Annotated in this window: 26 protein-coding genes; 9 read left to right on the plus strand and 17 right to left on the minus strand. The window is 66.1% G+C overall.

All coding sequences use genetic code 11. The annotated features are described in order from the left end of the window. The first annotated feature begins 166 nt into the window (after nucleotides 1–166). Nucleotides 167–532, plus strand: coding sequence for a tetratricopeptide repeat protein (locus AC07M1_RS16370; RefSeq protein WP_495163691.1), 366 nt, complete (start codon nucleotides 167–169; stop codon nucleotides 530–532). A gap of 79 nt (nucleotides 533–611) precedes the next feature. On the opposite strand, the gene dcd is transcribed toward AC07M1_RS16370, so the two are convergent. The 4 genes from dcd to AC07M1_RS16390 are packed head-to-tail and all read right to left on the minus strand — an operon-like array spanning nucleotide 612 to nucleotide 2,834. Further along, nucleotides 612–1,166 carry a dCTP deaminase gene (gene dcd / locus AC07M1_RS16375; protein WP_495163692.1) on the minus strand — a complete coding sequence of 185 codons (555 nt, stop codon included), beginning with the start codon at nucleotides 1,164–1,166 and terminating at the stop codon, nucleotides 612–614. Nucleotides 1,167–1,204: 38 nt separating this feature from the next. Beyond that, a complete protein-coding gene (locus tag AC07M1_RS16380; RefSeq protein ID WP_495163693.1) occupies nucleotides 1,205–1,657 on the minus strand; it encodes a cytidine deaminase in 453 nt (150 codons plus the stop codon). After that, nucleotides 1,654–2,331 carry a GH25 family lysozyme gene (locus AC07M1_RS16385; RefSeq protein WP_495163694.1) on the minus strand — a complete coding sequence of 226 codons (678 nt, stop codon included), beginning with the start codon at nucleotides 2,329–2,331 and terminating at the stop codon, nucleotides 1,654–1,656. The genes AC07M1_RS16380 and AC07M1_RS16385 overlap by 4 nt, the downstream gene beginning before the upstream one ends. 20 nt (nucleotides 2,332–2,351) lie before the next feature. Next, nucleotides 2,352–2,834 carry a UPF0262 family protein gene (locus tag AC07M1_RS16390; protein WP_495163695.1) on the minus strand — a complete coding sequence of 161 codons (483 nt, stop codon included), beginning with the start codon at nucleotides 2,832–2,834 and terminating at the stop codon, nucleotides 2,352–2,354. 95 nt (nucleotides 2,835–2,929) lie between these two features. Here AC07M1_RS16390 and AC07M1_RS16395 point away from each other — a divergent pair, with 95 nt between their 5' ends. After that, nucleotides 2,930–4,447 carry a replicative DNA helicase gene (locus AC07M1_RS16395; RefSeq protein WP_495163696.1) on the plus strand — a complete coding sequence of 506 codons (1,518 nt, stop codon included), beginning with the start codon at nucleotides 2,930–2,932 and terminating at the stop codon, nucleotides 4,445–4,447. A 192-nt stretch (nucleotides 4,448–4,639) separates the two neighbouring features. Here AC07M1_RS16395 and AC07M1_RS16400 read toward each other — a convergent pair whose 3' ends face one another. Beyond that, nucleotides 4,640–5,482, minus strand: a complete 843-nt coding sequence (locus AC07M1_RS16400; RefSeq protein ID WP_495163697.1) for a hypothetical protein — start codon at nucleotides 5,480–5,482, stop codon at nucleotides 4,640–4,642. Nucleotides 5,483–5,599: 117 nt separating this feature from the next. On the opposite strand from AC07M1_RS16400, the gene AC07M1_RS16405 reads away from it, so the two are divergent. Beyond that, nucleotides 5,600–6,259 (plus strand): hypothetical protein, encoded by a 660-nt coding sequence (locus AC07M1_RS16405; protein WP_495163698.1) that lies wholly within the window; start codon nucleotides 5,600–5,602, stop codon nucleotides 6,257–6,259. 40 nt (nucleotides 6,260–6,299) lie between these two features. Here AC07M1_RS16405 and AC07M1_RS16410 read toward each other — a convergent pair whose 3' ends face one another. The 9 genes from AC07M1_RS16410 to AC07M1_RS16450 form a co-directional block, all read right to left on the minus strand. Beyond that, nucleotides 6,300–7,067 (minus strand): phosphoadenylyl-sulfate reductase, encoded by a 768-nt coding sequence (locus AC07M1_RS16410; RefSeq protein WP_495163699.1) that lies wholly within the window; start codon nucleotides 7,065–7,067, stop codon nucleotides 6,300–6,302. Then, nucleotides 7,060–7,488, minus strand: coding sequence for a DUF934 domain-containing protein (locus AC07M1_RS16415; RefSeq protein ID WP_495163700.1), 429 nt, complete (start codon nucleotides 7,486–7,488; stop codon nucleotides 7,060–7,062). Before AC07M1_RS16415 ends, AC07M1_RS16410 begins: the two co-directional genes overlap by 8 nt. Further along, on the minus strand, nucleotides 7,481–9,112 hold the full coding sequence (locus AC07M1_RS16420) for a nitrite/sulfite reductase (protein WP_495163701.1): 1,632 nt from the start codon (nucleotides 9,110–9,112) through the stop codon (nucleotides 7,481–7,483). Before AC07M1_RS16420 ends, AC07M1_RS16415 begins: the two co-directional genes overlap by 8 nt. 1 nt (nucleotide 9,113) lies before the next feature. Then, entirely contained in the window at nucleotides 9,114–9,410 is a 297-nt protein-coding gene (locus AC07M1_RS16425) for a DUF2849 domain-containing protein (RefSeq protein ID WP_495163702.1), read from the minus strand. After that, a complete protein-coding gene (cobA, locus tag AC07M1_RS16430; protein WP_495163703.1) occupies nucleotides 9,407–10,204 on the minus strand; it encodes a uroporphyrinogen-III C-methyltransferase in 798 nt (265 codons plus the stop codon). Before cobA ends, AC07M1_RS16425 begins: the two co-directional genes overlap by 4 nt. Before the next feature lie 81 nt (nucleotides 10,205–10,285). After that, a complete protein-coding gene (locus tag AC07M1_RS16435) occupies nucleotides 10,286–10,456 on the minus strand; it encodes a hypothetical protein (RefSeq protein WP_495163704.1) in 171 nt (56 codons plus the stop codon). Between the two features lie 57 nt (nucleotides 10,457–10,513). Continuing rightward, nucleotides 10,514–11,410, minus strand: a complete 897-nt coding sequence (locus tag AC07M1_RS16440) for a GGDEF domain-containing protein (protein ID WP_495163705.1) — start codon at nucleotides 11,408–11,410, stop codon at nucleotides 10,514–10,516. A 61-nt stretch (nucleotides 11,411–11,471) separates the two neighbouring features. Beyond that, nucleotides 11,472–12,887: a succinylglutamate-semialdehyde dehydrogenase gene (gene astD, locus AC07M1_RS16445; protein WP_495163706.1), complete on the minus strand. Its 1,416-nt coding sequence runs from the start codon at nucleotides 12,885–12,887 to the stop codon at nucleotides 11,472–11,474. Nucleotides 12,888–12,956: 69 nt separating this feature from the next. After that, nucleotides 12,957–14,357: a protein adenylyltransferase SelO family protein gene (locus tag AC07M1_RS16450; protein WP_495163707.1), complete on the minus strand. Its 1,401-nt coding sequence runs from the start codon at nucleotides 14,355–14,357 to the stop codon at nucleotides 12,957–12,959. An 18-nt stretch (nucleotides 14,358–14,375) separates the two neighbouring features. Here AC07M1_RS16450 and AC07M1_RS16455 point away from each other — a divergent pair, with 18 nt between their 5' ends. After that, complete coding sequence (locus AC07M1_RS16455; RefSeq protein ID WP_495163708.1) at nucleotides 14,376–15,251, plus strand: alpha/beta fold hydrolase; 876 nt, start codon at nucleotides 14,376–14,378, stop codon at nucleotides 15,249–15,251. 30 nt (nucleotides 15,252–15,281) lie between these two features. On the opposite strand, the gene AC07M1_RS16460 is transcribed toward AC07M1_RS16455, so the two are convergent. After that, nucleotides 15,282–15,977, minus strand: a complete 696-nt coding sequence (locus tag AC07M1_RS16460) for a dihydrofolate reductase family protein (protein WP_495163709.1) — start codon at nucleotides 15,975–15,977, stop codon at nucleotides 15,282–15,284. A 131-nt stretch (nucleotides 15,978–16,108) separates the two neighbouring features. Between AC07M1_RS16460 and AC07M1_RS16465 the strand changes: the two genes are divergently transcribed. The 4 genes from AC07M1_RS16465 (at nucleotide 16,109) to AC07M1_RS16480 (ending at nucleotide 20,142) form a co-directional block, all read left to right on the plus strand. Next, nucleotides 16,109–17,239 (plus strand): glycosyltransferase family 4 protein, encoded by a 1,131-nt coding sequence (locus tag AC07M1_RS16465; protein WP_495163710.1) that lies wholly within the window; start codon nucleotides 16,109–16,111, stop codon nucleotides 17,237–17,239. A gap of 132 nt (nucleotides 17,240–17,371) precedes the next feature. Continuing rightward, nucleotides 17,372–18,775: an NAD(P)H-dependent flavin oxidoreductase gene (locus tag AC07M1_RS16470; protein ID WP_495163711.1), complete on the plus strand. Its 1,404-nt coding sequence runs from the start codon at nucleotides 17,372–17,374 to the stop codon at nucleotides 18,773–18,775. Nucleotides 18,776–18,778: 3 nt separating this feature from the next. Further along, a complete protein-coding gene (locus AC07M1_RS16475; protein ID WP_495163712.1) occupies nucleotides 18,779–19,378 on the plus strand; it encodes a DUF1287 domain-containing protein in 600 nt (199 codons plus the stop codon). Nucleotides 19,379–19,446: 68 nt separating this feature from the next. Continuing rightward, on the plus strand, nucleotides 19,447–20,142 hold the full coding sequence (locus AC07M1_RS16480) for a glutamine amidotransferase (RefSeq protein ID WP_495163713.1): 696 nt from the start codon (nucleotides 19,447–19,449) through the stop codon (nucleotides 20,140–20,142). Here AC07M1_RS16480 and AC07M1_RS16485 read toward each other — a convergent pair. After that, complete coding sequence (locus AC07M1_RS16485; RefSeq protein ID WP_495163714.1) at nucleotides 20,139–21,545, minus strand: coniferyl aldehyde dehydrogenase; 1,407 nt, start codon at nucleotides 21,543–21,545, stop codon at nucleotides 20,139–20,141. The two genes, AC07M1_RS16480 and AC07M1_RS16485, sit on opposite strands and share 4 nt — an antisense overlap. Before the next feature lie 4 nt (nucleotides 21,546–21,549). Then, nucleotides 21,550–22,296: a prepilin peptidase gene (locus AC07M1_RS16490; protein WP_495163715.1), complete on the minus strand. Its 747-nt coding sequence runs from the start codon at nucleotides 22,294–22,296 to the stop codon at nucleotides 21,550–21,552. A gap of 103 nt (nucleotides 22,297–22,399) precedes the next feature. Here AC07M1_RS16490 and AC07M1_RS16495 point away from each other — a divergent pair, with 103 nt between their 5' ends. Then, complete coding sequence (locus AC07M1_RS16495; protein WP_495163716.1) at nucleotides 22,400–23,587, plus strand: acetyl-CoA C-acyltransferase; 1,188 nt, start codon at nucleotides 22,400–22,402, stop codon at nucleotides 23,585–23,587. Nucleotides 23,588–23,617 lie beyond the last annotated feature (30 nt).

Genomic DNA, 23,617 nt, shown 5'->3' on the forward strand with positions numbered 1-23,617 from the left:
CCCGGCCGCCCCTTTTTTCATGTCCGCCGTATCAGCTTACACATGCATTGTCCGCAATCGCTTTGTGTCGGATTGGAGTCACAAAAGTGCAACATACGCACTTGCCGGTTTGAAACATCAATGACACGTTTGTGTCATTGAATTGTAACAAACAGGAGAAGATGTCGTGCGTGTTGTTCTTGCCTCAATTGTTCTTGCCGCGCCGCTGGCGCTGATTCCGGCGGCGCAGGCGCAGGTTCGCGCCGATCCCTATGCGAAAGTCGCGATCCAGAATGGCGACTATGCGACGGCCGAGCATCAGCTGGTGGCGGAGCGCAAGATCTTCCCGGCCAAGCCCGAAGTGCTACTCAATTTGGCTGCGGTCTATTCGAAGACCGGTCGCTCTAGCGAAGCGCGGGCGATCTACGATCGCGTCTTGGCGCTCGATCCGGTGGCGATGGATGTGGCCGACGGCGAAGTCGCGCCCTCACATCTGGTCGCGCATCGCGGCTTGCGGCTGCTCGACAACGCTGCGCGTCAAGCGTCGCGCTGATACGGCAACGCGGAAGATGGGGCGGGTGCGAGCCCGCCCGTTAGGCCCCACGGGGCGGGTGTAAGCCCCGCCTGCAAGGTCAAAGCCGGGGCAGGGTGACGCCGCGCTGCCCCATATATTTGCCGGCACGGTCGGCATAGCTCGTCTCGCACGGCTCGTTCCCCTTCAGGAACAGGAACTGGCACGCGCCCTCGTTCGCGTAGATTTTCGCGGGCAGCGGCGTCGTGTTCGAGAATTCCAGCGTCACATGTCCCTCCCATTCGGGTTCCAGCGGGGTGACGTTCACGATGATCCCGCAGCGTGCATAGGTCGATTTGCCGAGGCAGATCACCAGCACGTCGCGCGGCACACGGAAATACTCGACTGTCCGCGCCAGCGCAAAGCTGTTGGGCGGGATGATACAGACATCGGTCTGGCGGTCGACGAAACTGTTGGACGAGAAGTCCTTGGGGTCCACTATCGCGCTGTCGATGTTGGTGAAGATCTTGAACTCGTCGGCGACACGCGCGTCATAGCCATAGGACGACAGGCCGTAGCTGATGCACCCTTCGCGGCGCTGCGCCTCGACGAACGGTTCGATCATGCCGTGCTGCGTGGCCTGTTCGCGAATCCAGCGGTCGGAAAGAATGCTCATCGCCAAGCTCTAGGCGAGGCATTGGGCGGGCGGCAAGATCAACCGCCGATCCCGAGATCCGCGGGCCCGAAAGCGTGCGGGAGAAGCTCGGACAGATGGTGTGTCTCGTACGCCTCGCCCTCGGCGCCGGCGCAATAGACGGCCAGGTCGCGGCCGCCCATCTGCGCGGCCTCGTTGAGGACTTGGCGGCAGCGGCCGCAGGGGCGGATCGCGTCGGTGCCGTGGGCGACGCCGCCGCGCATCATCCCGCCGATGATCCCGACCGCGACGATCTCGCGTAGCTTGCCCTCGGCATTGGCGCGCGCGGTCGCGACCGTCTCAGCGCAAAGGGAAAGACCGTAGCTCGCATTCTCGAAATTGGTGCCGGTGACGATGCTCCCATCGGTCATCAGCAACGCGGCACCCACCGCGAAATTGGAGTAGGGGGCGTGGGCATGCCGGGCGGCATCACGGGCCGCTGCGATCAGGGTCTTGGCAATTTCTTCATTCATGGCGCCACTACATTCCAGTTCACGGGGCTTTCGATCCCTTCGATACGGCGGATCGTGCTGCTCCGCCACATCGCCCAGGGGCGAGCAAGATAGTTGGGCGGCCGGTAGAAGCCGGTGCCCCATAGGGGGCGCGGAATTGCGCCGCTGACCTGATACTGTTCCTCGAACGCCGGTGTGACCCGCAAGATCGTCGGCTTGCCACTATGCGTCTCGATCGTTGCGGCGAGGCGGCGGATCTCGGTCAAGACCACCTCGCGCGACGGGCGGGCGGGGCAATCTTCATGGAAATCAAGGTCGATCGCGGCGGGCAGGGCTTCAGGGTCGCGTGGCACGGTCGCGACGAAGGCGCCTGCTTGATCGTCCGCCGTGCCACACAGCGAGAAGACGTGGATCGCGCCGCGGCGCAGTCCTGCGCTTTCGATCCCGGCCCAATTCTGTCCAAAGCTGGGATCGCGCGTCGCAGCGCCTTCCGTTGCGCGGGCATAGGCGAAGTCGACGTCGCGTGCCTTGACCATGGCCCAGTCGATTGCGCCGCTAGCCTGGGAAACGTCGATTCCCTGTACGGTATAATCGGTGCGCGACGGCGCCCAATTCACCGCGAAGCGCCAGCCGAACACACCTGCCACCGCCAGGATCACCAGGATGATCCCGCTCCAAATCAGCCCCCGCCGCAACGTTCGTATTCCCCCAGTTCTCAAGCCTTGATGTGCAACACGCAGATCAGCGTGAACAGTCGCCGTGCGGTCGCAAAGTCGATCTCGATCTTGCCTTCCAAACGCTCGATCAGTGTCCGCGCCGCATCGTCGTGGATGCCGCGGCGCGCCATGTCGATCGTCTCGATCTGGGCGGGCGTCGCGTTGCGGATCGCCTGGAAATAGCTGTCGCAGATCGCGAAATAGTCGCGGATCGGGCGGCGGAAACGGGCGAGGCCGAGGATCAATGTTTCAAGCAACGCGTTGTCGTCGCGCTTGATGTCGAGCTGAAGCCGGCCTTCCTGAACCGACAGGGCGATGCGGTACGGCCCGGCATAGGCGTCGGGATAGGCGCGCTGCGGGGCGAAGCTGTTCTCTTCGATCAGATCGAAGATCGCGATGCGCCGTTCCTGCTCGATATCGGCCGAGCGCCACAGGATGGTGCGCTCGTCCAGCGTGACATCGATGATCCGCGGGTCGCTCATTTCGTGCCATCTAGGGGCGGGGGGGCGTACTCGTCCACATGTTAAACAGCCGCGTGGCGCTTGAGCGTCGGGCCGCCGCGGTAGATAAGGCGCCCATGGCCACGCTTGCACAGATTTCTCCCGCTCCGGCGGATGCCGCCCCGCGACTGCCGCAGAATGTCGAAGCCGAGGCGGCACTGCTCGGTGCGATGATGATCGACAACCGGTTGGCCGACGACATCGTCGAGGTGATTCAGGATCAGCATTTCTTCGAGCCGGTGCACGGTCGCATCTTCAAGGCGATCAAGACGCTGCGCAAGAACGACATGCTGGCGACGCCGGTGACGCTGAAGCCGCTGTTCGAGAAGGACGAGGGCATGGCGACGCTGGGAGGTCCGGCCTACCTTGCCCAGCTGACCGGATCGGGCGCGGGCCTGATCGGTGCGCGGCAATTCGCACGGCAGATCTATGACCTGGCCCTGCTGCGTGAGCTGGTGACGGTCGGCCGCAACATGGTCGAGAAGGCGCTCGACACCAGCGAGGACGTCAATCCGCGCGACCAGATCGACAAGGCCGAAGAGGCGCTGTTCAAGGTCGCGGCCGACGGCGGCACCGCCAACACGGTCAAGACGTTCAACGAGGCGACCAAGATCGCGCTGGAGAACGCCAAGAAGGCGCAGAGCGCGGGCGGCGGCGTGGCGGGCGTCACCACCGGCTTCGATTCGGTCAACGGCCGCATCGGCGGTCTGCACCATTCGGACCTGATCATCCTTGCCGGTCGTCCCGGCATGGGCAAGACGTCGCTTGTCACCAACATCGCCTATAACGCCGCCCGGCGGCTGATGGACGACATCCGGCTGGGCATCCCGCCGAAACAGTCGATCGGCGCAAAGGTCGCGTTCTTCAGCCTCGAAATGTCGGCCGACCAGCTGGCGCTGCGCATCCTGTCCGAACAGTCGCGGATCGCGTCCGAAGCGCTGCGCATGGGCAATATCAGCAAGGCCGAATTCGCGCAGCTCGCCGCAGCGGCGGCGGACCTGGAGCAATTGCCGCTCTATATCGACGATACCGCGGGCCTGACGATCAGCGCGCTGCACAGCCGCGTTCGGCGCCTTCAGTCCAAGCATAATGGCGAGCTGGGCATGGTGATCGTCGACTATCTCCAGCTGTTGCAGGGCAGCGGCAACAACCGCGAAGGCAATCGCGTGCAGGAGATCTCCGAGATCAGCCGCGGTCTCAAGACGCTGGCCAAGGACATCAACGTGCCGGTGATCGCACTGTCGCAGCTGAGCCGTGCGGTCGAAAGCCGCGAGGACAAGCGGCCGATGCTGTCGGATCTGCGCGAATCCGGCTCGATCGAGCAGGACGCCGACATGGTCTGGTTCGTGTTCCGCGAGGATTATTATGTCGCGGCCCGCGAACCCAAACGCCCGCGTGAGGGCGACGATCCCAAGACGTTCGAGGATCATGCCCGATGGGCGCTCGACATGGAGCGCGTGTTCGGGCTGGCTGAGCTGATCATCGCCAAGCAGCGTCACGGCGCGACGGGCAAGGTGCTGTTGCGGTTCGAGTCAAGTTTCACGCGCTTCAGCGACTATGTCGGCGATGTCGAGATGTCCCCCTACGGCGACTGACCGCCGTACGGAAAGTCCCAAAGGTCACGCTCCTACGCGTGCGCGAGGGCGACGGAAGGTCTCAAAGGTCGCAACCCATACGCGCGCGAGGGCTATTCAACGTTGAGAAAGAGCGGGCAGAGGGTCGCGCCGCAAATCCAACATTGCAAGCCCGGTCGCCGCTCCGCGATGGACGGCGACCGGCGGGCCGGGTCAGAAGCGCTGGTGCTGGCGGCCGTCGATCGTGTCGCAGCTGCCGTTGAACCCGTAATTGTAGATGCCCTGGATGCGGATGCGGCCGCTGCGCCGGTCGATCGTCACGCGCGGCTTGTTGGGGCCGTTGAGGCGATAGGTGGCACGGATCTGGCCGCGACCCTGATCGACATCATACAGGTCCCACCACCCGTCGCGCGTGCTGCCGCCCGAATGGATCGGCGGGATCAGCGAACGCGGCAGGCGAATGCGGCCGCCGCCATCCCAGAGCTGAATCATCACCGAGGTGTCGAACTGGCGGGTGGTCAGTTCGGTGCGGTTGCCGAAATCATAGCGGTTGGTGTCCCAATTCCACTGCCAGCCCCAGCGGTTGGCGGCAGCGGGCTTTTGCCCCTCGCCGAAACAGATGAGGCCAAGCGAGATCGGGCGCCCGCCGGGCCAGCCGCCACCGGGGCGGTCCGGGCGTCCGGGACGGTCATCCCAGCCGGGACGGTCCGGCCGACCGGGCCGATCATCCCAGCCCGGTCTATCCGGACGACCCGGTCGGTCGCCGCCACGGCAATCGGGAGCGGGGGCGGTGACGATCGAATCATAGCGGCCATTGCGCGTCACGATCGACACGCACTGGCGGCGGTCGGCATTCCACCAATTGGTCCATGTGCGGTCGCTGCCCGTCTCGGTGCGGACCGCGACATAGCCGCGCCGCTGCAACTCGGCCTCGGCCTGGCCGGCACGGGCATAGACCATGTCGCGAAGGTCGCTGGGGATATCCTGGGCGAGCGCGGGGGAGGCGAATATGCCGGTGCTGATCGCGGCTGCGGCGAGAACGCTGAAACGGTTCATCGGAATGCTCCTGTGCCAACGGTAAGCGTTTGAATCTTGTCGAGTCGCGGCGATGCGACGCATGATGATCCTAGAAATGCCGAGGCAAAGGCGAAAGGTCCGGTAGCGATGAATTTCATGGCGATGCTCAAGTCGCTCGACGAGCTTCTCTACGAAGTGATGTCATGGCTGATCTTCTACCCGGTCACGCTGTGGCGCACGTTGACCCGGCCGCTCGCGATGATGGACTATTCGGACCGCGAACTCGGCCAGGCCGATGAGCAGCAATATACCGATACGCTGCGGCCGCCTTTGTTCCTGCTCCTGTCGCTACTGTTGGCACACGGGCTGGAGCTGGTGGTGGTCGGGGACAGTCCGCTGATCGCGAGCAAGCGGGGACTGGCGGCGCTGGTGACCGACGACACCAGCCTGTTGCTGGTGCGGCTGGTGATCTTCAGCATCTTTCCGCTGATCTTCGCGGCGCGGATGGTGCGGCTTCAGCGTCACGGACTGACGCGCAATTCGCTGCGCCGCCCCTTCTACGCGCAATGCTATGCCGCAGCGCCGTTCGCGCTGATGTTGAGCGTCGCCGGCATCCTGCTCCAGCTGCACCCTCTATGGGCGGGAATCACCGGGTTGGCCGTCGGTGCGATCTCACTGATCGTCTTCGGTCTGGTGCAGGCCCGCTGGTTCGCGCAGCATCTCAAGCGCGGCCTGCTTGCGGGGTTCGGGTTCGCGTCGATCGCGATGGTGGAGAGCCTGGTGGTGGTGTTGCTGACCTCGCCGCTGTTCACGTAACATCGTCGCGGTGCCGGGCTGGCACCGTCTCAAACGACACTCAGAACATCGGCTGGTCGGGATCGCCGTCCGCTACGGGCGTGTGGATGCCGCATTCGGTCTTGTCCCAGCCGGCCCAGCGGCCCGAGCGGGCGTCCTCGCCCGGCTTGACCTTGTTGGTGCAGGGCGCGCAACCGATCGAGAGATAGCCTTCGGCCACCAGCGGATGCGGCGGCAGATCATGCTCGACGAAATAGGTGTCGAGATCGGCCTTGGTCCAGTCGGCAAGCGGGTTGATCTTGAGCTTGCCGGCGCCGTCCACCTCGAAGCGGGGAAGGGCGTTGCGGGTGCTGGCCTGGAACGCCTTGCGACCGGTGAGGCTGGCGTCGAAGCCGGCCATCGCCTTCTCCAGCGGGATCACCTTGCGGATTTCGCAGCAGCCATCGGGGTCGTAGGACCAGCGCAGGCCGGTTTCGTCCTTCTTCGCGATCGTCTCGGCATCGGGCGTGACGATGCGCAAATTGGTGAGGCCGAGGCGGGCGGCGAGCTGGTCGCGATAGGCAAGCGTCTCCGGGAAATGCTTGCCGGTATCGAGGAAGATTACCGGCACCGACGGATCGACCGAGGCGACGAGGTGTAGGAGTACGGCCGATTCCGCGCCGAAGGAGGAGACGATCGCGACATCGCCCGCCATCTGCTCGGCCAGGACCGTACGCAGCATCTCGACCGTGGGTACGCCACGGAAGAGATTGTTGAGGCGCAGTGCGTCGCGCTCCGTGAAAGCCGGAGCCGTATCGATGCGATCGATCTGGCGGGCCACGCTAGCCATGCCGCCGTTTCCAGACGGGCACGGCGGGGTCGGCCGCGGCCTGATACACATGATCGTAGCGGGCGAGCGACGCGGCGAGCACGACTGCATCCACCTCCGCCTCGGGCGCGAAGCTGTCGAAGCCGCAGCGGCGCATCAGCGGGATCTGGTCGACCAGAACGTCGCCCTGGGCGCGCAGCTCGCCGGTATAGCCGGCTTCGCGCAGGATGCGCGCCGAGCTGTAGCCGCGACCGTCGCGGAACTTGGGGAAGCTGACCTCGACTAGCGATAGCCGGTCGATATGCGGCAGCAAGGCGCGCGCGTCGTCGCTCGATTCGAGGCGGACTGCGGTGGCGTTGCTTTGGCCGAGAAACGAGTCGAGCGTCACCGCCGGCTCGTCATGCGCCTCGTCGTCGCGGAAACGCAGATGCGGATCAGCCATAAATGGCCTCCTTGAACGGGGCCATGCCGATGCGGCGATAGGTGTCGACGAAGCGTTCGCCGTCCTCGCGCTGGGCGAGATAGACGTCGGTGGCCTTCTCGACCGCGTCGACGATGCCGTCCTCGCTGAAGCCGGGGCCGGTGATCTGGCCGAGCGAAACATCCTCCGCGCCGGAGCCACCGAGCGAGAGCTGGTAATTCTCCACGCCCTTACGGTCGACGCCGAGGATGCCGATGTGGCCGGCATGGTGATGGCCGCAGGCGTTGATGCAGCCGCTGATCTTGAGCTTCAATTCGCCCAGTTCGCGCTGCCGCCCGAGATCGGCGAAGCGCGTCGCGATCTTCTGCGCGACGGGAATCGAACGGGCGTTGGCGAGCGAGCAGTAATCGAGGCCGGGGCAGGCGATGATGTCGGTGATCAGGTCGAGGTTCGCCTCGGCCAGACCGGCTTCGCGCAGCTGCTGCCAGACGGCGTAGAGGGCGGCCTTCTTAACGTGCGGCAGGACGATGTTCTGGGCGTGGGTGACGCGCAGTTCGTCGAAGCTGTGCTGATCTGCGAGATCGGCCATCAAGTCGATCTGCGCGGAGGTGGCGTCGCCGGGGATGCCGCCGGTGGGCTTCAGGCTGATGTTGACGATCGCATAGCCCGGCGCCTTGTGCGCGGCGACATTCTGGTCGAGCCAGACGGCGAAGTCGGGATCGCTGCGATCGATCTCGTCGCTGAGGCCCGCCTCGAACGCCGGATCGGCGAAGTGCGCGGCGATGCGCTGGAACTCGGCATAGGGCGGGTCGATGCCGAGCTTCTTGACCTCGGCGAACTCGGCCTCGACCTCGTCGCGGTATTTGTCCGCGCCGATCTCGTGGACGAGGATCTTGATCCGCGCCTTGTACATGTTGTCGCGGCGGCCGTAGCGATTGTAGACGCGCAGGCAGGCTTCCATGTAGCTGACGAAATCGTCGAACGGCACGAAGTCCTTGATCAGCGGGGCGATCATCGGGGTACGGCCCATGCCGCCGCCGACATAGACGGCAACGCCGTGCTTGCCGTCACGCTCGACGATCTGAAGGCCGATGTCGTGGAGGCGCATCGCGGCGCGATCCTCGTCCGCGGCGATAACCGCGATCTTGAACTTGCGCGGCAGGTAGCTGAATTCGGGGTGGAATGTGCTCCACTGGCGCAGCAGTTCGGCCCAGGGGCGTGGGTCGGTCAGCTCGTCCGCTGCAGCGCCGGCGTACTGGTCCGACGAGATGTTGCGGATGCAGTTGCCCGAGGTCTGGATGGCATGCATCTCGACCGTTGCCAGCTCGGCGAGGATGTCGGGTGCGTCCTCGAGCTTGATCCAGTTATACTGGATGTTCTGGCGCGTGGTGAAATGGCCATAATCGCGGTCGTACTTGCGCGCGATGTGCGCGAGCATCCGCATCTGTCGGCTGTCGAGCGTGCCGTAGGGCACCGCGACGCGCAGCATATAGGCGTGAAGCTGGAGGTAGAGGCCGTTCATCAGCCGGAGCGGCTTGAACTGGTCCTCGGTGATCTGGCCGGCGAGGCGGCGGTTCACCTGGTCGCGGAATTCCTCGACGCGCGAGGCGACGATCGAGTGGTCATATTCGTCGTATTTGTACATCTCAGATCACCCAGCTGCCGGCATTGGGGTCGGCGGGTTTGAGCGTCAGGTCCGGGCGTACCGTCGGGCCGAGCGCGCGGATGCGGTCCTTGATATGCGCGGGGCGCGGACCCTCGGGCGTATCGGTCGCGTCGATGACATAGGGGCCGTTGACGCGGCGCGCGCCTTCCTCGGCATGGGCGATCGCCTCACCCTGATCGCCAACGTCCGCGGCGTCCTCGACATGGCGGGACCAGCCCGAGCCGGTCCACCAGGTGACATCGCCCGTGGGCAGGTCGTTTCCAGTCAGCAATTTCACAAGTCGAATCCGTGCATCAGTTCGGCCTTCTTCGCCCAGCTGGCGAGCTTGTCCTGCGCGTCGGAGAGCGCGACCACTTCACCGACGACGATGATCGCGGGGCTCTGAACCTTCTCACGCTCGACCATGGGACCCAGATCGGCGAGCAGGGTGCGCATCGCGCGGCTGCCGTCGAGCGTGGCGCGTTCCAGCACTGCGACCGGCATGTCGGGGGCGACACCGTCGCGCATCAATTTCTCGGCGATGTCGGGGCAGGTCGCGACGCCCATATAGATCACCAGCGTGCGGCCCTTGCCGGCGAGGCCCGACCAGTCCTGATCGGTCAGCCCCTTGCACTGGCCCGCGACGAAGGTGACCGCGCTCGACCAGTCGCGATGGGTGAGCGGGAGCATCGCCTCGGCCGCGCCGCCCAGCGCGGCGCTGACGCCGGGGATCACTTCGACGGGCAAACCGGCGGCGCGAACCGCTTCAACCTCTTCGCCACCGCGGCCGAAGATGAAGGGATCGCCGCCCTTCAAGCGCACGACGATCGCGCCGGTCTTCACATGCGCGATGATCAGAGCGTTGATCCCGTCCTGCGGCACGGTGTGCTTGGAGCGACGCTTGGCGACGGAGATGCGATGCGCCTGGGGGGCAAGGTCGAGCACGCGCGGATCGACGAGCCCGTCATGGACGAGCACATCGGCCGCTTTCAGCGCCTCGACGGCGCGCACGGTCAGCAGGCCCGGATCGCCGGGGCCGGCACCGACCAGAATCACGCGGCCACGCGCGGAAGGATCGAGCAGGGAAGCCATGGATGGCAGATGGTCCCAGCTACCGTTTGCGGCAACCGATGGTTGCTTGGGGCTAGCCTAGGGAATCTTTGGGATCGATTTCTAGGCCGCCAGCTCGCGGGCGCGCTGCGTCAGGCGCATCGCCTCATCGATCAGCTCGGCGGCGAAGCCGAGATCGCGCTGCGCAACGGCCAGCGTCAGGCAGTTGGCGGCTTCGCGGTGGAGGCGACGGGCGCGGGCGAAACGGGAAGAAGCGTCGGGGAGGAAGGTCACGCGGCGCATAATCCCTGTGCCGCACGGGAGTTCCGCGGCTCGTCGCAACCGCGCCGGTTATCGCGATCCGGGGCCGTTGCGCTTGTCGACGAACATTTCCGCATCGGCGAGCTGCAGCAGCGCCGCGCTCGACCGGGAATCGTCGGCGGTCGCGGTGACGGCGCCGAGGCTGCACTCGACATGCCAGCCTGGCGCCACCTCGATGCGGGACAGGGCGGTGCGCAGCCGCTCAAGAAAGCCGGGTACCGCGGTGGGATCGATCGACGGCAGGAGCAGCACGAACTCGTCGCCGCCGATTCGGGCGATCCGATCGCCGGGCGCGGCGGTTGTGCTCAATGCGCGCGCGACTTGGACCAGGCAGAAATCGCCCTGGGCATGGCCGAGTTCATCGTTGATCCGCTTGAACGAATCGAGATCGAGATAGACGAGGGTGAAGGGGATTCCCGACCCGTTTGCCCGTGTCCGGTCGAGCCGCTCGTCGAAGCCGCGGCGGTTGAGCAGGCCGGTGAGCGGGTCGCGGGTCGCCTCGTGCCGGGCGCGCCGCATCTCGGTGATGTCCTCGATCATCGAGATGAAATAGGCGGGCTCGTCCGCCGCATCGCGGATCAGCGCGACGGTGAGCGTCACCCAGACGATGCCGCCATCGGCGCGGATATAGCGTTTCTCGATCCGATAGGTGGAGGCGATGCCCGATAGCAGGCGGGCAACCTGGACCATGTCGGTTTCAAGGTCGTCGGGATGGGTGATGTGCTGGAACCCGTCCGCCAGCAACGCTTCCCGAGAATGACCGGTGATCGCGGCGAACCGCGCATTGACGTCGATGAAGCCGCCATCCGGCGCGACGTGCGCGATGCCGACCGGCGCGTGGTGAAAGCTGGCCTCGAACCGGTCATGTGCGGTGGTGTTGGCCGAATGCGGATTGGGTGGGCACGCGGGAATGGCGGACTGGAACATTCCAACCGCCTAGGGCGCCAGTGGTTAAGGCAGGATTGAGGCTGGCAAGGGTCCCGGGATGCTAGGCGTCCCGGAAACCCACGCCGATCGATGCGCGGGCCTGATCCGCCTCCGACGAGACCACCGGATAGGCGCAATAGTCGGCAGCGTAGAAGGCGCTGGGGCGGTGGTTGCCCGACCAGCCGATCCCGCCGAACGGGGCCGCTGAGCTGGCGCCGTTGGTGGGACGGTTCCAGTTGACGATGCCGGCGCGGATATTGGCCCAGAACTGGTCGTAGAGCTTGGGATCCTGGCTCACCAGCGATGCCGAGAGGCCGTAGCGGGTGTTGTTCGCTTCCGCGATCGCCTCTTCGAACGTCTTGGCGCGGATCACCTGGAGGATCGGGCCGAACAGCTCGACATCGGCCTTTTCCCTGGCGTCGGTCATGTCGATCATTGCCGGGGTCACGAAGGGCCGGCCGTCGACCGGGCGCTCCATGTGGCGCAGCGGACGGCCGCCCATGAAGGAGAGTTCGAGGAAGCTCTCGGTCAGCAGGTCGGCGGTGTCATTGTCGATCACCGGGCCCATAAAGGGTGCCGGATCGGCATGCGGTTCGCCGACGATGAGCCGGCCGATGAGTTTGTTGACCTCTTCGAGCAGCGGGTCGTAGAGCTTCTCGTCGACGATCAGGCGGCGCGCGGCGGTGCAGCGCTGCCCCGCCGAGGTGAAAGCCGACTGGATCACGAGCACGGCGGCCGAATAGATATCGGGCGTCGACCAGACGATGATCGGGTTGTTGCCGCCCATTTCGAGCGCGAGGATCTTTTCGGGCTTGGCGGCGAAGGCGCGGTTGAGTGCAATGCCGGTGCGCGCCGAGCCGGTGAACAACAGGCCGTCGATCCCGTCATGCGCGGCGAGCGCCTTACCCTCATCCGGCCCGCCGATCAGCAGGCGGATGCAGCCTTCGGGGATGCCCGCAGCATGGAAGCATTCGACGAGGAAGGCGCCCGATGCCGGGGTCTTCTCCGACGGCTTGAACACCACGGCGTTGCCCGCGAGCAGAGCGGGAACGATGTGGCCGTTGGGCAGGTGCGCGGGGAAGTTGTACGGGCCGAGCACGGCGAGCACGCCGTGCGGCTTGTGCCGCAGCGCGAGGCGCGTGTTCATCGGCGCGTCGATCCGGCGCTGGCCGGTACGCTCGGAAAAGGCCGTGACCGAGATGTCGACCTTGGCGATCACCGTTTCGACCTCGGTCCGCGCTTCCCAGAGCGGCTTGCCGGTTTCGCGCGCGATCAGATCGGTGAAGGCATCGGATTTCTGCCGGACGACATTGGCGAAGCGGCGAAGCGCCTCGATCCGGTAGGTGAGCGGGCGCGCGGCCCAATCGGCCCAGCTGGCGCGCGCCATCGCCACTTCGGCGTCAACGTCGCCGATCTGCCTGCGCCACAATACCGCGCCCGTTGCGGGCTCGGTCGAGATGATTTCGGACCCGGACATTTGTTCTTTCTTTGGATTGGACCCCAAGGATCGCGACGCTCTAGCATCAAGTGACGGAAGGATGCCACCTTAGCGGTATCCAGATTGACCAGTTAATGCCTCGCCCATGCGGCGGATGGCCGCGACCTTGGCGTGGAAGGGGCGCCAATCGTCGTCGCGGTCGATCGTGGACCAGATGGTTTCGACTTCGTCGATCAGCATCGAGCAGGGCTGCGCATCGGTGAAATAGGAGTGGGCGCGGCCGCCGGGGATCGGGTCGTAAAGCGCGAGCGCGGCGCGGACCTTATCCCATTCCGGGCCGTATTCGGCGGGCAGCGTACCGCCGAACGCGTCGAAGAAGAAGCGGTCGATCGGCCATTGGGTGGCGATCAGCGCGTCGTCGATCGCGTCCTTGAGTCCCCAGTCACGAGCCTCGTCGGGCTGGCCAGGCGCGAGGCCGAGCCGGCGCAGCAGCGGAGCGGCATAATGGCGGCGGTAGAGCGGCTCGAACCGTTCGAGCCGCTCGATCAGCGGCGGTGCCTCGCTGATCAGGCGAAGCGACACCGCGAGCTGCGCGGCGTTCCACAGGATCGCGTCGGGCTGGCGGCCATAAGCGTAGAGGCCGCTATGGTCGAAATAGGCGGCGGTGAAGCCGGGATCGAACACCGGCGCGAAGCGCCAAGGGCCATAGTCGAAGCTTTCACCCATGACGTTGATATTGTCGGTGTTGAGCACGCCATGGACGAAGCCCGCGACCATGTAGCTGGCCGCCAACGCGGCGGTACCATCGACCACCAGCTCGAAGAATTGCGCGACCGGGTCTTCGCCGGGTTCGACGCCGAACATCTCGGCTAGGCAATAATCAACCAGTCGCCGCATATTCCGGGCGTCGCTGAGATAGGCGAGGCGCTGGAAGGTGCCGATGCGGATATGGCCGAGGCTCATGCGTACCAGCACGGCGGAGCGGGTGGGTGAGGGTTCGTCGTTGCGCTGGAGGTCCTCGCCGGTCTCGACCAGCGAGAAGCTGCGCGACGTCCTGACGCCGAGGGCTTCGAGCATCTCGGTCGCCAACACTTCGCGCACCCCGCCCTTGAGCGTCAGGCGACCATCGCCAAAGCGGCTCCATGGCGTCTGGCCCGAGCCCTTGGTGCCGAGTTCGAGTAGTGCACCGTCAAGCCGGCGCATCTGTGCGAAGGTGAAGCCGCGGCCATCGCCGAGCTCGGGATTGTAGGTGCGGAACTGGTGGCCGTGATAGCGCAGCGCCAGCGGCTGGGGCAGGTTGCCGGGGAGTGGCTCGAAGCGGCCGAAATGGGCGAGCCACTGCTGGTCGCTCAACCCGTCGAGGCCGATCTCGGCCGCGGCGCGATCGTTGCGGAAACGCAGGATCGTCTGGGGGAAGTCCGCCGCCTCGACCGCGTCGTAATAGGCGTCGCCCAGTTTGAGGATCGCGGGATCGGGATGGTAGCTCGGCGCTTGCGGGAAATCGGCCATGCGGCGATATGGGGCGCGATGGCGACCGCGCGCAACCTTGCTCCCTATACCGACGGCTATTGGTGGTCGGGTGATGGCTTGAGGCTTCATTATCGCGACTATCCCGGGCCGGAGGGCAGGCCGCCCCTGTTGTGTATCCCCGGGCTGACGCGCAATGCGCGCGACTATGAGGCGCTGGCGGCGCGGCTGGCGGGCGAGTGGCGGCTGATCGCGGTCGAGCTGCGCGGGCGGGGCGAGAGCGCCTATGCCAAGGACCCGATGAGCTATGTGCCGCTCACCTATCTCCAGGACATCGAGGCGCTGATCGTCGAGCTGAAGCTCGACCGGTTCGTGGCGGTGGGGACCTCGCTCGGCGGTATCCTGACCATGCTGATGGCGTCGACCCACCCGGAGCGGATCGCTGGGGCGGTGCTGGTCGATGTCGGGCCGGAGATCGACGCGGCGGGGCTTAGCCGAATCCGCGGCTATGTCGGCAAGGCCAATTGGCACCCGACCTGGATGCACGCGGCGCGCGCGCTGGCGGAAGCCAATGGCGACGTTCATCCCGGCTATGGCATCGAGGATTGGCTGGCGATGGCCAAGCGCCTCTACCGCCTGACCAGCGCGGGGCGCATCGTACTCGACTATGACATGAAGATCGCCGAGCCGTTCCGCGTTCCTGGCAACGAAGCGGGGCCGGACATGTGGCGGGCGTTCGACGGGCTGAAGGACAAGCCGCTGCTGGTGGTGCGTGGCGCCAATTCGGACATCCTGTCCGCCGCGACCGCCGAGGCGATGCGCGAGCGGGTCAAGGGATGCGACCTGGTGACCGTGCCCGATACCGGCCACGCCCCGACGCTCGACGAGCCCGAGGCGGTGGCCGGGGTCGAACGGCTGCTGGCACGGGTGCGCTAGACGGGGCGAGTTTCCCCGCCCCGTCCGGCATCAGTCGGCGAGCGCGGCGCGGCGCTTCAATTCGGCCTGGGTCGGCTCGGGCAGCTCGAACGATCCGGTCTCGACACCGCCCGCGCGGCGATAGCTGGCGATGATCACGCCGCTGGGCGCGACCTGCGAGTCGACCATCTCGAAGCTGGCGGGAATCGTGCCGGTGCCGAACAGGCGCTTGCCCTTGCCGAGAGCGACCGGGAAGATGAACAGGCGCAGCTCATCGATCAGGTCGGCGGCCCAGAGCGTCTGGAGCAGATCGCTCGACCCTTGCGTCAGCAGGTCCGGACCATCCCCCTGCTTGAGCGTGCGCAGCGCTTCGACGACGTCGCCCTGAAGCTGCTCGCTATTCTCCCAGTCGAGATCGAGCCGCGAACGGCTGGCGACATATTTGGTGATGCGCCGGAACAGCCGGGCGACCTTGGCTTGATCCTCGGCATAGCCCTCCGCCCCGGGTTCGGTCGGGGTGTAAGGCCAGTGCGCGGCGAAGATGTCATAGGTCTTGCGGCCGAGCAGCAGATCGACCGGATTGACGAACATGGCATCGATCGCGCGCCACAACACATCGTCGCGGCCCCAATAATTCGCGGTCCAGCCGCCGAATTCGAAGCCGCCGGTGGGGTCTTCCTCCGGGCCGCCGGGTGCCTGCATCACGCCATCGAGACTGACAAAAGCTGTCGCGTTGATCTTGCGCATGAGATGTCTCCTTCGGTGCGCAGCGCTGGATCGCGCTGTCATCTTGGCGACGAGCGAGCGGCGGCCGAATCGACATTGCCGCAGAATTTTTTCGCAAGGCGCGGGATTGGGCGTTAAGCGGTACGCCCACCATGGCTCTCAACATCCTCCATCTTCATTCGAGCTTCGACCTAGGCGGCAAGGAAGCACGCGCGGTCCGGCTCATGAACGCGTTCGGCGACCGGGCGAAGCATGTCATCGTCTCGGGCGTCGAGGGCGCCTATGGCGCGCGTGACGCGATCGCCAAGGGCATCCGCTACGAGATTGCGCAGAACCCGCCGCCGCTGACCGGCAAGCCTTCGGTCGCACGCTATGAAGCGATCGCGAAGTTCATGGCGCGGTTCGACCTGGTGCTGACCTATAATTGGGGCGCGATCGACGGGGTGATGGCGAAGCGCGTGTTCGCCAAGAACATGCCGCCGGTGATTCACCATGAGGACGGCTTCAACGCCGACGAGGCGGCGCGGCTCAATCCCGTGCGCAACATGTATCGCCGCATCGCCCTGGGCGCGGCGGACGCGCTGGTCGTCCCCTCGCATTTGCTGGAGCGGGTGGCGCACAAGGCGTGGAAGCAGCCAACGGGTCGGGTTCATCGCATCTCGAACGGCATCGATGTCGCGGCCTATGCGAAGAAGCCCGACGCCCGGGCGATCCCGGGCTTCAAGCGGCTGCCCGGCCATGTCGTGGTCGGCACGGTAGCGGGGCTGCGCGAGGTCAAGGACCTGCCGATGCTGGTCCGCGCGATGGGGGGCATGAAGAGCCGCGCGCAGCTGGTCATCGTCGGGGAGGGGCCGGAGCGCGAGGCGATCCAGGACACGATCGAGAATATGGGGATGGAGAAGACCGTGCTGCTGGCCGGCTTCGTGCCCGAACCGCACCGCTATATGGGCTTGTTCGACATCTTCGCGCTGTCGTCGAAAAGCGAGCAGCAGCCGATCGCGCTGATGGAGGCGATGGCGGCGGGGTTGCCGGTGGCATCGACCCCGGTGGGCGACGTGGCGCAGATGATCGCGCCGGAGAATGCGGCGATGCTGTCCGAGGACTGGAGCCCGGTGCAGCTGCGCGACCGGATCGAGATCCTGGCGGCGCATCCCGAATACCGCGCGCAGATCGGCAAGGCGAACCAGGTGCGAGCCAGCGCGCTGTTCGACGAGAAGGCGATGATCGCCGCCTATGCCGCGCTCTATGCGGGCGCGGTGAAGCGGCCCGGCGCGCTGGGATAGGGATTCGGCGCGGCCGTGCGGCGCGCACGGGATCGTGGCGCCGGGATGGCCGGATCGCGGCGTTTGCCTGATTCCCCTCGCTAAGCGGGGCGATCGTGGCTAAAGTCGCACGAATTTTTTCGGAGGGTGTCGTTGTTCAAGGGTTTGAAGCCGATCATCTACAATGGTCAGGAAGTCTGGCCTCTCGTGGAGGGCGGCAAGGGGGTTGCGGCGACCAATCATGCCTCGGCGGGTGCCTGGGCGGCAGCGGGCGGAATTGGCACGGTGAGCGCGGTGAATGCCGACAGCTATGACGCCGAAGGCAAGATCATCCCGCAGGTCTATAATGCGCTGACCCGCCGCGAGCGGCACGAGGAACTGATCGCCTACGCCATCGAAGGCGCGGTGCAGCAGGTGAAGAAGGCGTTCGAGATCGCCGGCGGCAAGGGCGCGATCAACATCAACGTGCTGTGGGAAATGGGCGGCGCGCAGCGCGTGCTGCACGGCGTGCTCGAGCGGACGCGCGGCATGGTCGCGGGCGTCACCTGTGGCGCGGGCATGCCCTATAAGCTCAGCGAGATCGCGGCGTCCTATGGCGTGAGCTATCTGCCGATCGTCTCGTCGGGCCGTGCGTTCCGCGCGCTGTGGAAGCGCGCCTATTCCAAGGCGAGCGAATGGCTGGCGGCAGTGGTCTATGAGGATCCGTGGCTGGCGGGCGGGCATAACGGCCTGTCCAACGCCGAGGACCCGCGTGCGCCGCAGGACCCGTATCCGCGCGTCAAGGAACTGCGCGACGTGATGCGCGAGGGTGGCATCCCCGACAGCGTACCGATCGTGATGGCCGGCGGCGTCTGGTATCTGCGCGACTGGAACGACTGGATCGACAATCCCGAACTGGGCACGATCGCCTTTCAGTTCGGCACGCGGCCGCTGCTGACGCAGGAATCGCCGATTCCGGAAGGCTGGAAGACCAAGCTGATGGAGATCGAGGAGGGCGACGTGCTTCTCCACCGCTTCTCGCCCACCGGCTTCTACTCCTCGGCAGTGCGTAATCCGTTCCTGCGTAACCTGGAGGCGCGATCGGAACGCCAGATCCCCTATTCGACCGAGGAGGCGGGCGACCATACCTTCCAGCTCGACGTGGGCGTGAAGGGCAAGAATTTCTGGGTGACGCGCAACGACCTGCTGCGCGCACGCGAATGGGTCGGCCTCGGCTTTACCGACGGACTCAAGACGCCCGACAACACGCTGATCTTCGTCGATACGGCGGAAAAGCAGGATATCCGCAAGGATCAGGCCGACTGCATGGGCTGCCTCAGCCAGTGCAGCTTCTCGTCCTGGGCGGATACCGAGACCAATTCGACCGGGCGACTGGTCGATCCGCGCAGCTTCTGCATCCAGAAGACGCTGCAGGACATCGCGCATGGCGGGGACACCGACCAGAATCTGATGTTCGCCGGACATGCCGCGTACAACTTCAAGCGCGATCCCTTCTATTCGAACGGCTTCGTGCCGTCGGTGAAGCAATTGGTCGATCGTATCCTGACCGGGGACTGACCCTTGGTATTGACCCGCCGCGCGATGCTCGCCGCCATGGCGTGCGGCGCGGCGGGTTTGGCCCTGCCGGCTGCGGCCGCGCCGGGCAATGCGCGGGCGCTGATCGCCGCAGCGCGGCGGCAGGTCGGCGTGACGCTGCACTATGACCCCGCCTATTCGCGCATCCCTTTTCCCAATGGCGATGTGCCTCGGGCAAAAGGCGTGTGCACCGATGTGCTGATCCGCGCCTATCGGGATGCCCTTGCGCTCGATCTCCAGGCGCTGCTCAACGCCGACATGCGTGCGCATTTCTCGGCCTATCCGCGCAGCTGGGGCCTGCGCACCACCGATCGCAACATCGATCATCGCCGCGTGCCCAATCTTGCCACCTATTTCCGCCGTCGTGGCGCGGCGCTGCCGGTTCCCGCCGCAATCGGCGACTGGCAACCGGGGGACATCTTCACCAGCCTGATCGGCGGACGGCTGCCGCATACCGGCATCGTTTCCGATCGGCGCGGCCCGAATGGATGGCTGGTCATCCACAATATCGGCGCCGGCGCGCGCGAAGAGGACGCGTTGGGCGCACATCCGCTGACCGGACGCTTTCGTTGGGGCATCGCCTGAGCCGGGCTTGCCGGCGGCCAAGCGAGACTAGGTTGGATCGCGCGCGACACGCGACTAGCTCTAGGGGCATGAAGAAGGGCCTTATCATCCGCCACGTCCCGTTCGAGGGGATCGCCGGGTTCCGCCAGCCGGTGGAAGAGGCGGGCTATGAGTTGGATCGGATCGACGTCACCGATCCCGAGTTCGCGCGGGTCAATTTCAACACGCCCGATCTGCTGATCCTGATGGGCGGGCCGATGGGTGTGTATGAGCGTGACGCCAATCCCTGGATCGATTGCGAGATCGACCGGCTGGCGAGCCGCATCTCGCTGGGCCTGCCGACGATCGGCGTGTGTCTGGGTGCGCAGATGATCGCGGCGGCGATGGGTGCGAAAGTCTATTCGGGGCCGACCAAGGAGGTCGGCTTCGCGCCGGTCGCGCTCAATGCGGCTGGGGCGGATTCGCCGCTGCGGCATGTGGAAAATGTGCCGGTACTGCACTGGCATGGCGATAGCTTTCCGCTGCCCGAGGGCGTGGAACTGCTCGCTTCCACGGACTCCTATCACCATCAGGCATTCCGCCGCGGACCCGAGGTGCTGGCACTGCAATTCCATGCCGAGATGGGCGAGGATCCGCGCTTCGAGGAATGGCTGGCCGGCGCGGACGGCTATGTCGGGCAGGCGGGGCTGACCGTCGATGCGCTGCGTGGCCAGCATGACCGGCATGGGTCGGAGGCGGTCAAGGCGGGGCGGGCGATGGTCGCGGAGTGGTTGCGGGGGCTCTAGCCCAATTGCCGCTTGATCGCGGCGTCGGTCTTCTTGCCATAGGGCGGCTTGAGGCCTCCGAGGCCCGCGACATCGAGCTTGGACTGTTTGAACACCGATTTGGCGTGGCTGAAGGTGCGGAAACCCGGCTCGCCGTGATAGGCGCCCATGCCCGACGGGCCGACGCCGCCGAAGGGTAGCTCTTCCATCGAGACGTGGAAGATCGTGTCGTCGAGGCTGACTCCGCCGGAGATGGTCCGGTCGAGCACGCGGCGGCGCTCGGCTTCATCTGTGCCGAAATAATAGAGCGCGAGCGGGCGGTCGCGGCGGTTCACTTCCCCGATCGCGCCGTCGATGCTGTCATATTTGCGGACCGGCAGGACGGGGCCGAAAATCTCCTCCTGCATCACGATCATGTCGTCGGTGGCGTTGCGGACGATGTGGAGCGGGAGCTTGCGCGCGTTGGAGGCGGCGAAATCCTCGTTGGCCGGATTGACCGCGATCACCTCGGCCCCCTTGGCGCGGGCGTCGTCGATCGCCGCGGTGAGGCGCGCGAAATGCCGGTCGTTGATGATCGCGGTGTAGTCGGGGTTGGACAGCAAGGTCGGGTACATGGCGGTGGCTGCGCGGACGAGGCCGTCCACCGCCGCCGCCTCCTGCTCGGCGGGGACCATCAGATAGTCGGGCGCGACGCAGATCTGGCCGGCGTTGAGCATCTTGCCCATCGCCACCCGCTCGGTTGCTTGCGCCAGATTGGCCGAGCGGCCGAGGATCGCGGGCGACTTTCCGCCCAGCTCGAGGGTGACCGGCGTCAGATTGTCGGCGGCGGCGTGGAGGATGTGGCGGCCGATGCCGGTGGCGCCGGTGAACAGCAGATGGTCGAAGGGGAGGGCGGCGAAGGCCTTGCCGACCTCCGGCCCGCCGCTGACGATGGCGAGTTCGGCCGGATCGAAGAAGGACGGCACCAGCTCCTCGAACAGCGCGGCGGTGGCGGGGGTGAACTCGCTGGTCTTGACCATCGCGCGGTTGCCGGCGGCGAACACGCCCGCGAGCGGCGACATCACCAGGTTCACCGGGAAGTTCCACGGCGCGATGATGCCGACCACGCCCTTGGGCTGATATTCGATCCAGGCGCGCGCGCCGAGCAGGCCGAGCGGGAACATCACCGGCTTCTTCTCACGCTGTGCCCAGCGGGCGACCTTCTTCGCGGCGTGATCGAGCGCGGAGGTCGAAGCGACGATGTCGGTGATCATCGTCTGGCGCGGGCTGCGATGGCCGAAATCCTCGCTCAGCGCGTCGCAGAAGCGGGCAGCATGGTCCCGAAGCATCGCGGCGGCCCGGCGGAGGCGATCGCGGCGCGTCTCGATCGACACGGGGAGTTCGGTCATGAACGCCGCACGCTGGCGGTCGAGAATCTCGCGCATCCTCTCAAACCCCTATCGAGTAGAGCCACGCCGGAAAGGCGGCCACGGCGAGTAATGTGCCGAGCGGAAGGCGGCTCGTCATCTGAATTTCGCGGCCGGAGATACGGGCAGCCAATGCGACCGCAATGCCGGTGACGCTGGCGGCGAGCAGAACGGGCGCGAGCATCGACACGCCGAGCCACAGGCCGATGCCGCCGAACATCTTGGGATCGCCGCCGCCCAGCCCCTCACGCCCACGCACATGGCGATAGGTGAAGGCGACGAGCCAGAGCAGGCCGAAGCCGAATAGGCCGCCGAGGATCCGGTCGGCCCAGTCGGGCGGGAAGAACAGCCCGTCGATCACGCCGGTCAGCGCGAGCAGGGCGGTCAGGATGTTGGGCAGCCAGAAGGCGGCGAGATCGAGCGCGGCGAGCGCGAGCAGCAGCCAGCCGAATACCGCGCCAGCGACGCCGTGCCAGCCGGGCGCGACGAGACCGGCGGCGATGCCGATGAGCGCGCCGGCGATCTCGACGCCGACATGGCCGGGATGGATCGCGCCACCGCAGGCCCGGCAGCGACCACGCTGGAGCGCGTAGCTGAACAGCGGCACCAGCTCATGCGCGCGCAGGGCCTTGCGGCACGAATCGCATTCGGATCGCCCGCGCAGCGCGCTGCGCCCTTCCGGCCAGCGCAGCGCGACCGTGGCGATGAAACTGCCGAAGATCAGGCCGAGTACGCCGAGAGCGGCGGGCCATATCCAGGGTTCGATCAAGGGGACTCCTTCGGACTGGTCAGGGCCATTGCCTATCCTGTTTTGCAATTGCGAAATACCGGGCCTAGAGCGCGGGCAACATCAAATTCGCGGAGAGGCGCACATGTCCACCGATCCTGTCGTCATCGTATCCTATGCTCGTACCCCGATGGGGAGCATGCAGGGCGCGCTGTCCGACGCAAGCGCGACCGATCTGGGCGCGGCGGCGGTCGGCGCGGCGGTCGAGCGGGCAGGCCTGAAGGGCGAGGCGGTCGAGCGCATCTATATGGGTTGCGTGCTGCCGGCGGGCCTAGGCCAGGCGCCGGCGCGCCAGGCGGGGCGCAAGGCGGGGCTGCCCGACCATGTCGAGGCGACCACGGTCAACAAGATGTGCGGATCGGGCATGCAGGCCGCGATCATGGGCGCCGAGGCGCTGGCGGCGGGGTCGATCGACCTGCTCGTCGCGGGCGGGCTCGAGAGCATGACCAATGCGCCGTACCTCTCGATGAAGCATCGCGGCGGCGCGCGGATCGGGCATGACCGGCTGTTCGACCATATGTTCCTCGACGGGCTTGAGGACGCGTACGAGCCGGGTCGGGCGATGGGCAGCTTTGCCGAAGAGACCGCGGCCGAATATCAATTCACCCGCGAGGCGCAGGACGCGTTCGCCATTGCCAGCTTGATGCGGGCGCAGAAGGCGCAGCAGACCGGCGGGTTCGACCGCGAGATCGTTCCGGTAGAGATCAAGACGCGCAAGGGCGTGGTCACGGTGGACAAGGACGAGCAGCCGGCCAAGGGCGACCCGTCGAAGATCCCGACGCTCAAGCCAGCTTTCGCGAAGGACGGAACGATCACCGCCGCCAACGCCTCGTCGATCTCCGATGGCGCGGCGGCTCTGGTGCTGACGCGCGCTTCGGTCGCCGAGAGGCTGGGCCTCGACCCGGTCGCACGGATCGTGTCGCACGCGGGGCATGCGCATCTGCCCGCGCACTTCACCACCGCGCCGGTGTTCGCGATGCAAAAGGCGCTCGACAAGGCGGGCTGGGGCGTCGGCGATGTCGACCTGTTCGAGGTGAACGAGGCGTTCGCGGTGGTCGCGATGATCGCGATGCGCGACCTGTCGATCTCGCACGACGTACTCAACGTGAATGGTGGCGCGTGCGCACTGGGCCATCCGATCGGCGCGAGCGGCGCGCGCATCCTGGCGACGCTGCTGGCAGCGTTGCAGAACAACGGGCAGAAGCGCGGCCTTGCCTCGCTGTGCATCGGTGGCGGCGAGGCTACGGCGATGGCGGTGGAACTGCTGAACTGAAGCAGTCCGCGGAGGCGTACCGTGTCGTTC

This window comes from Sphingomonas sp. GW821-FHT10C01 (assembly GCF_059415525.1).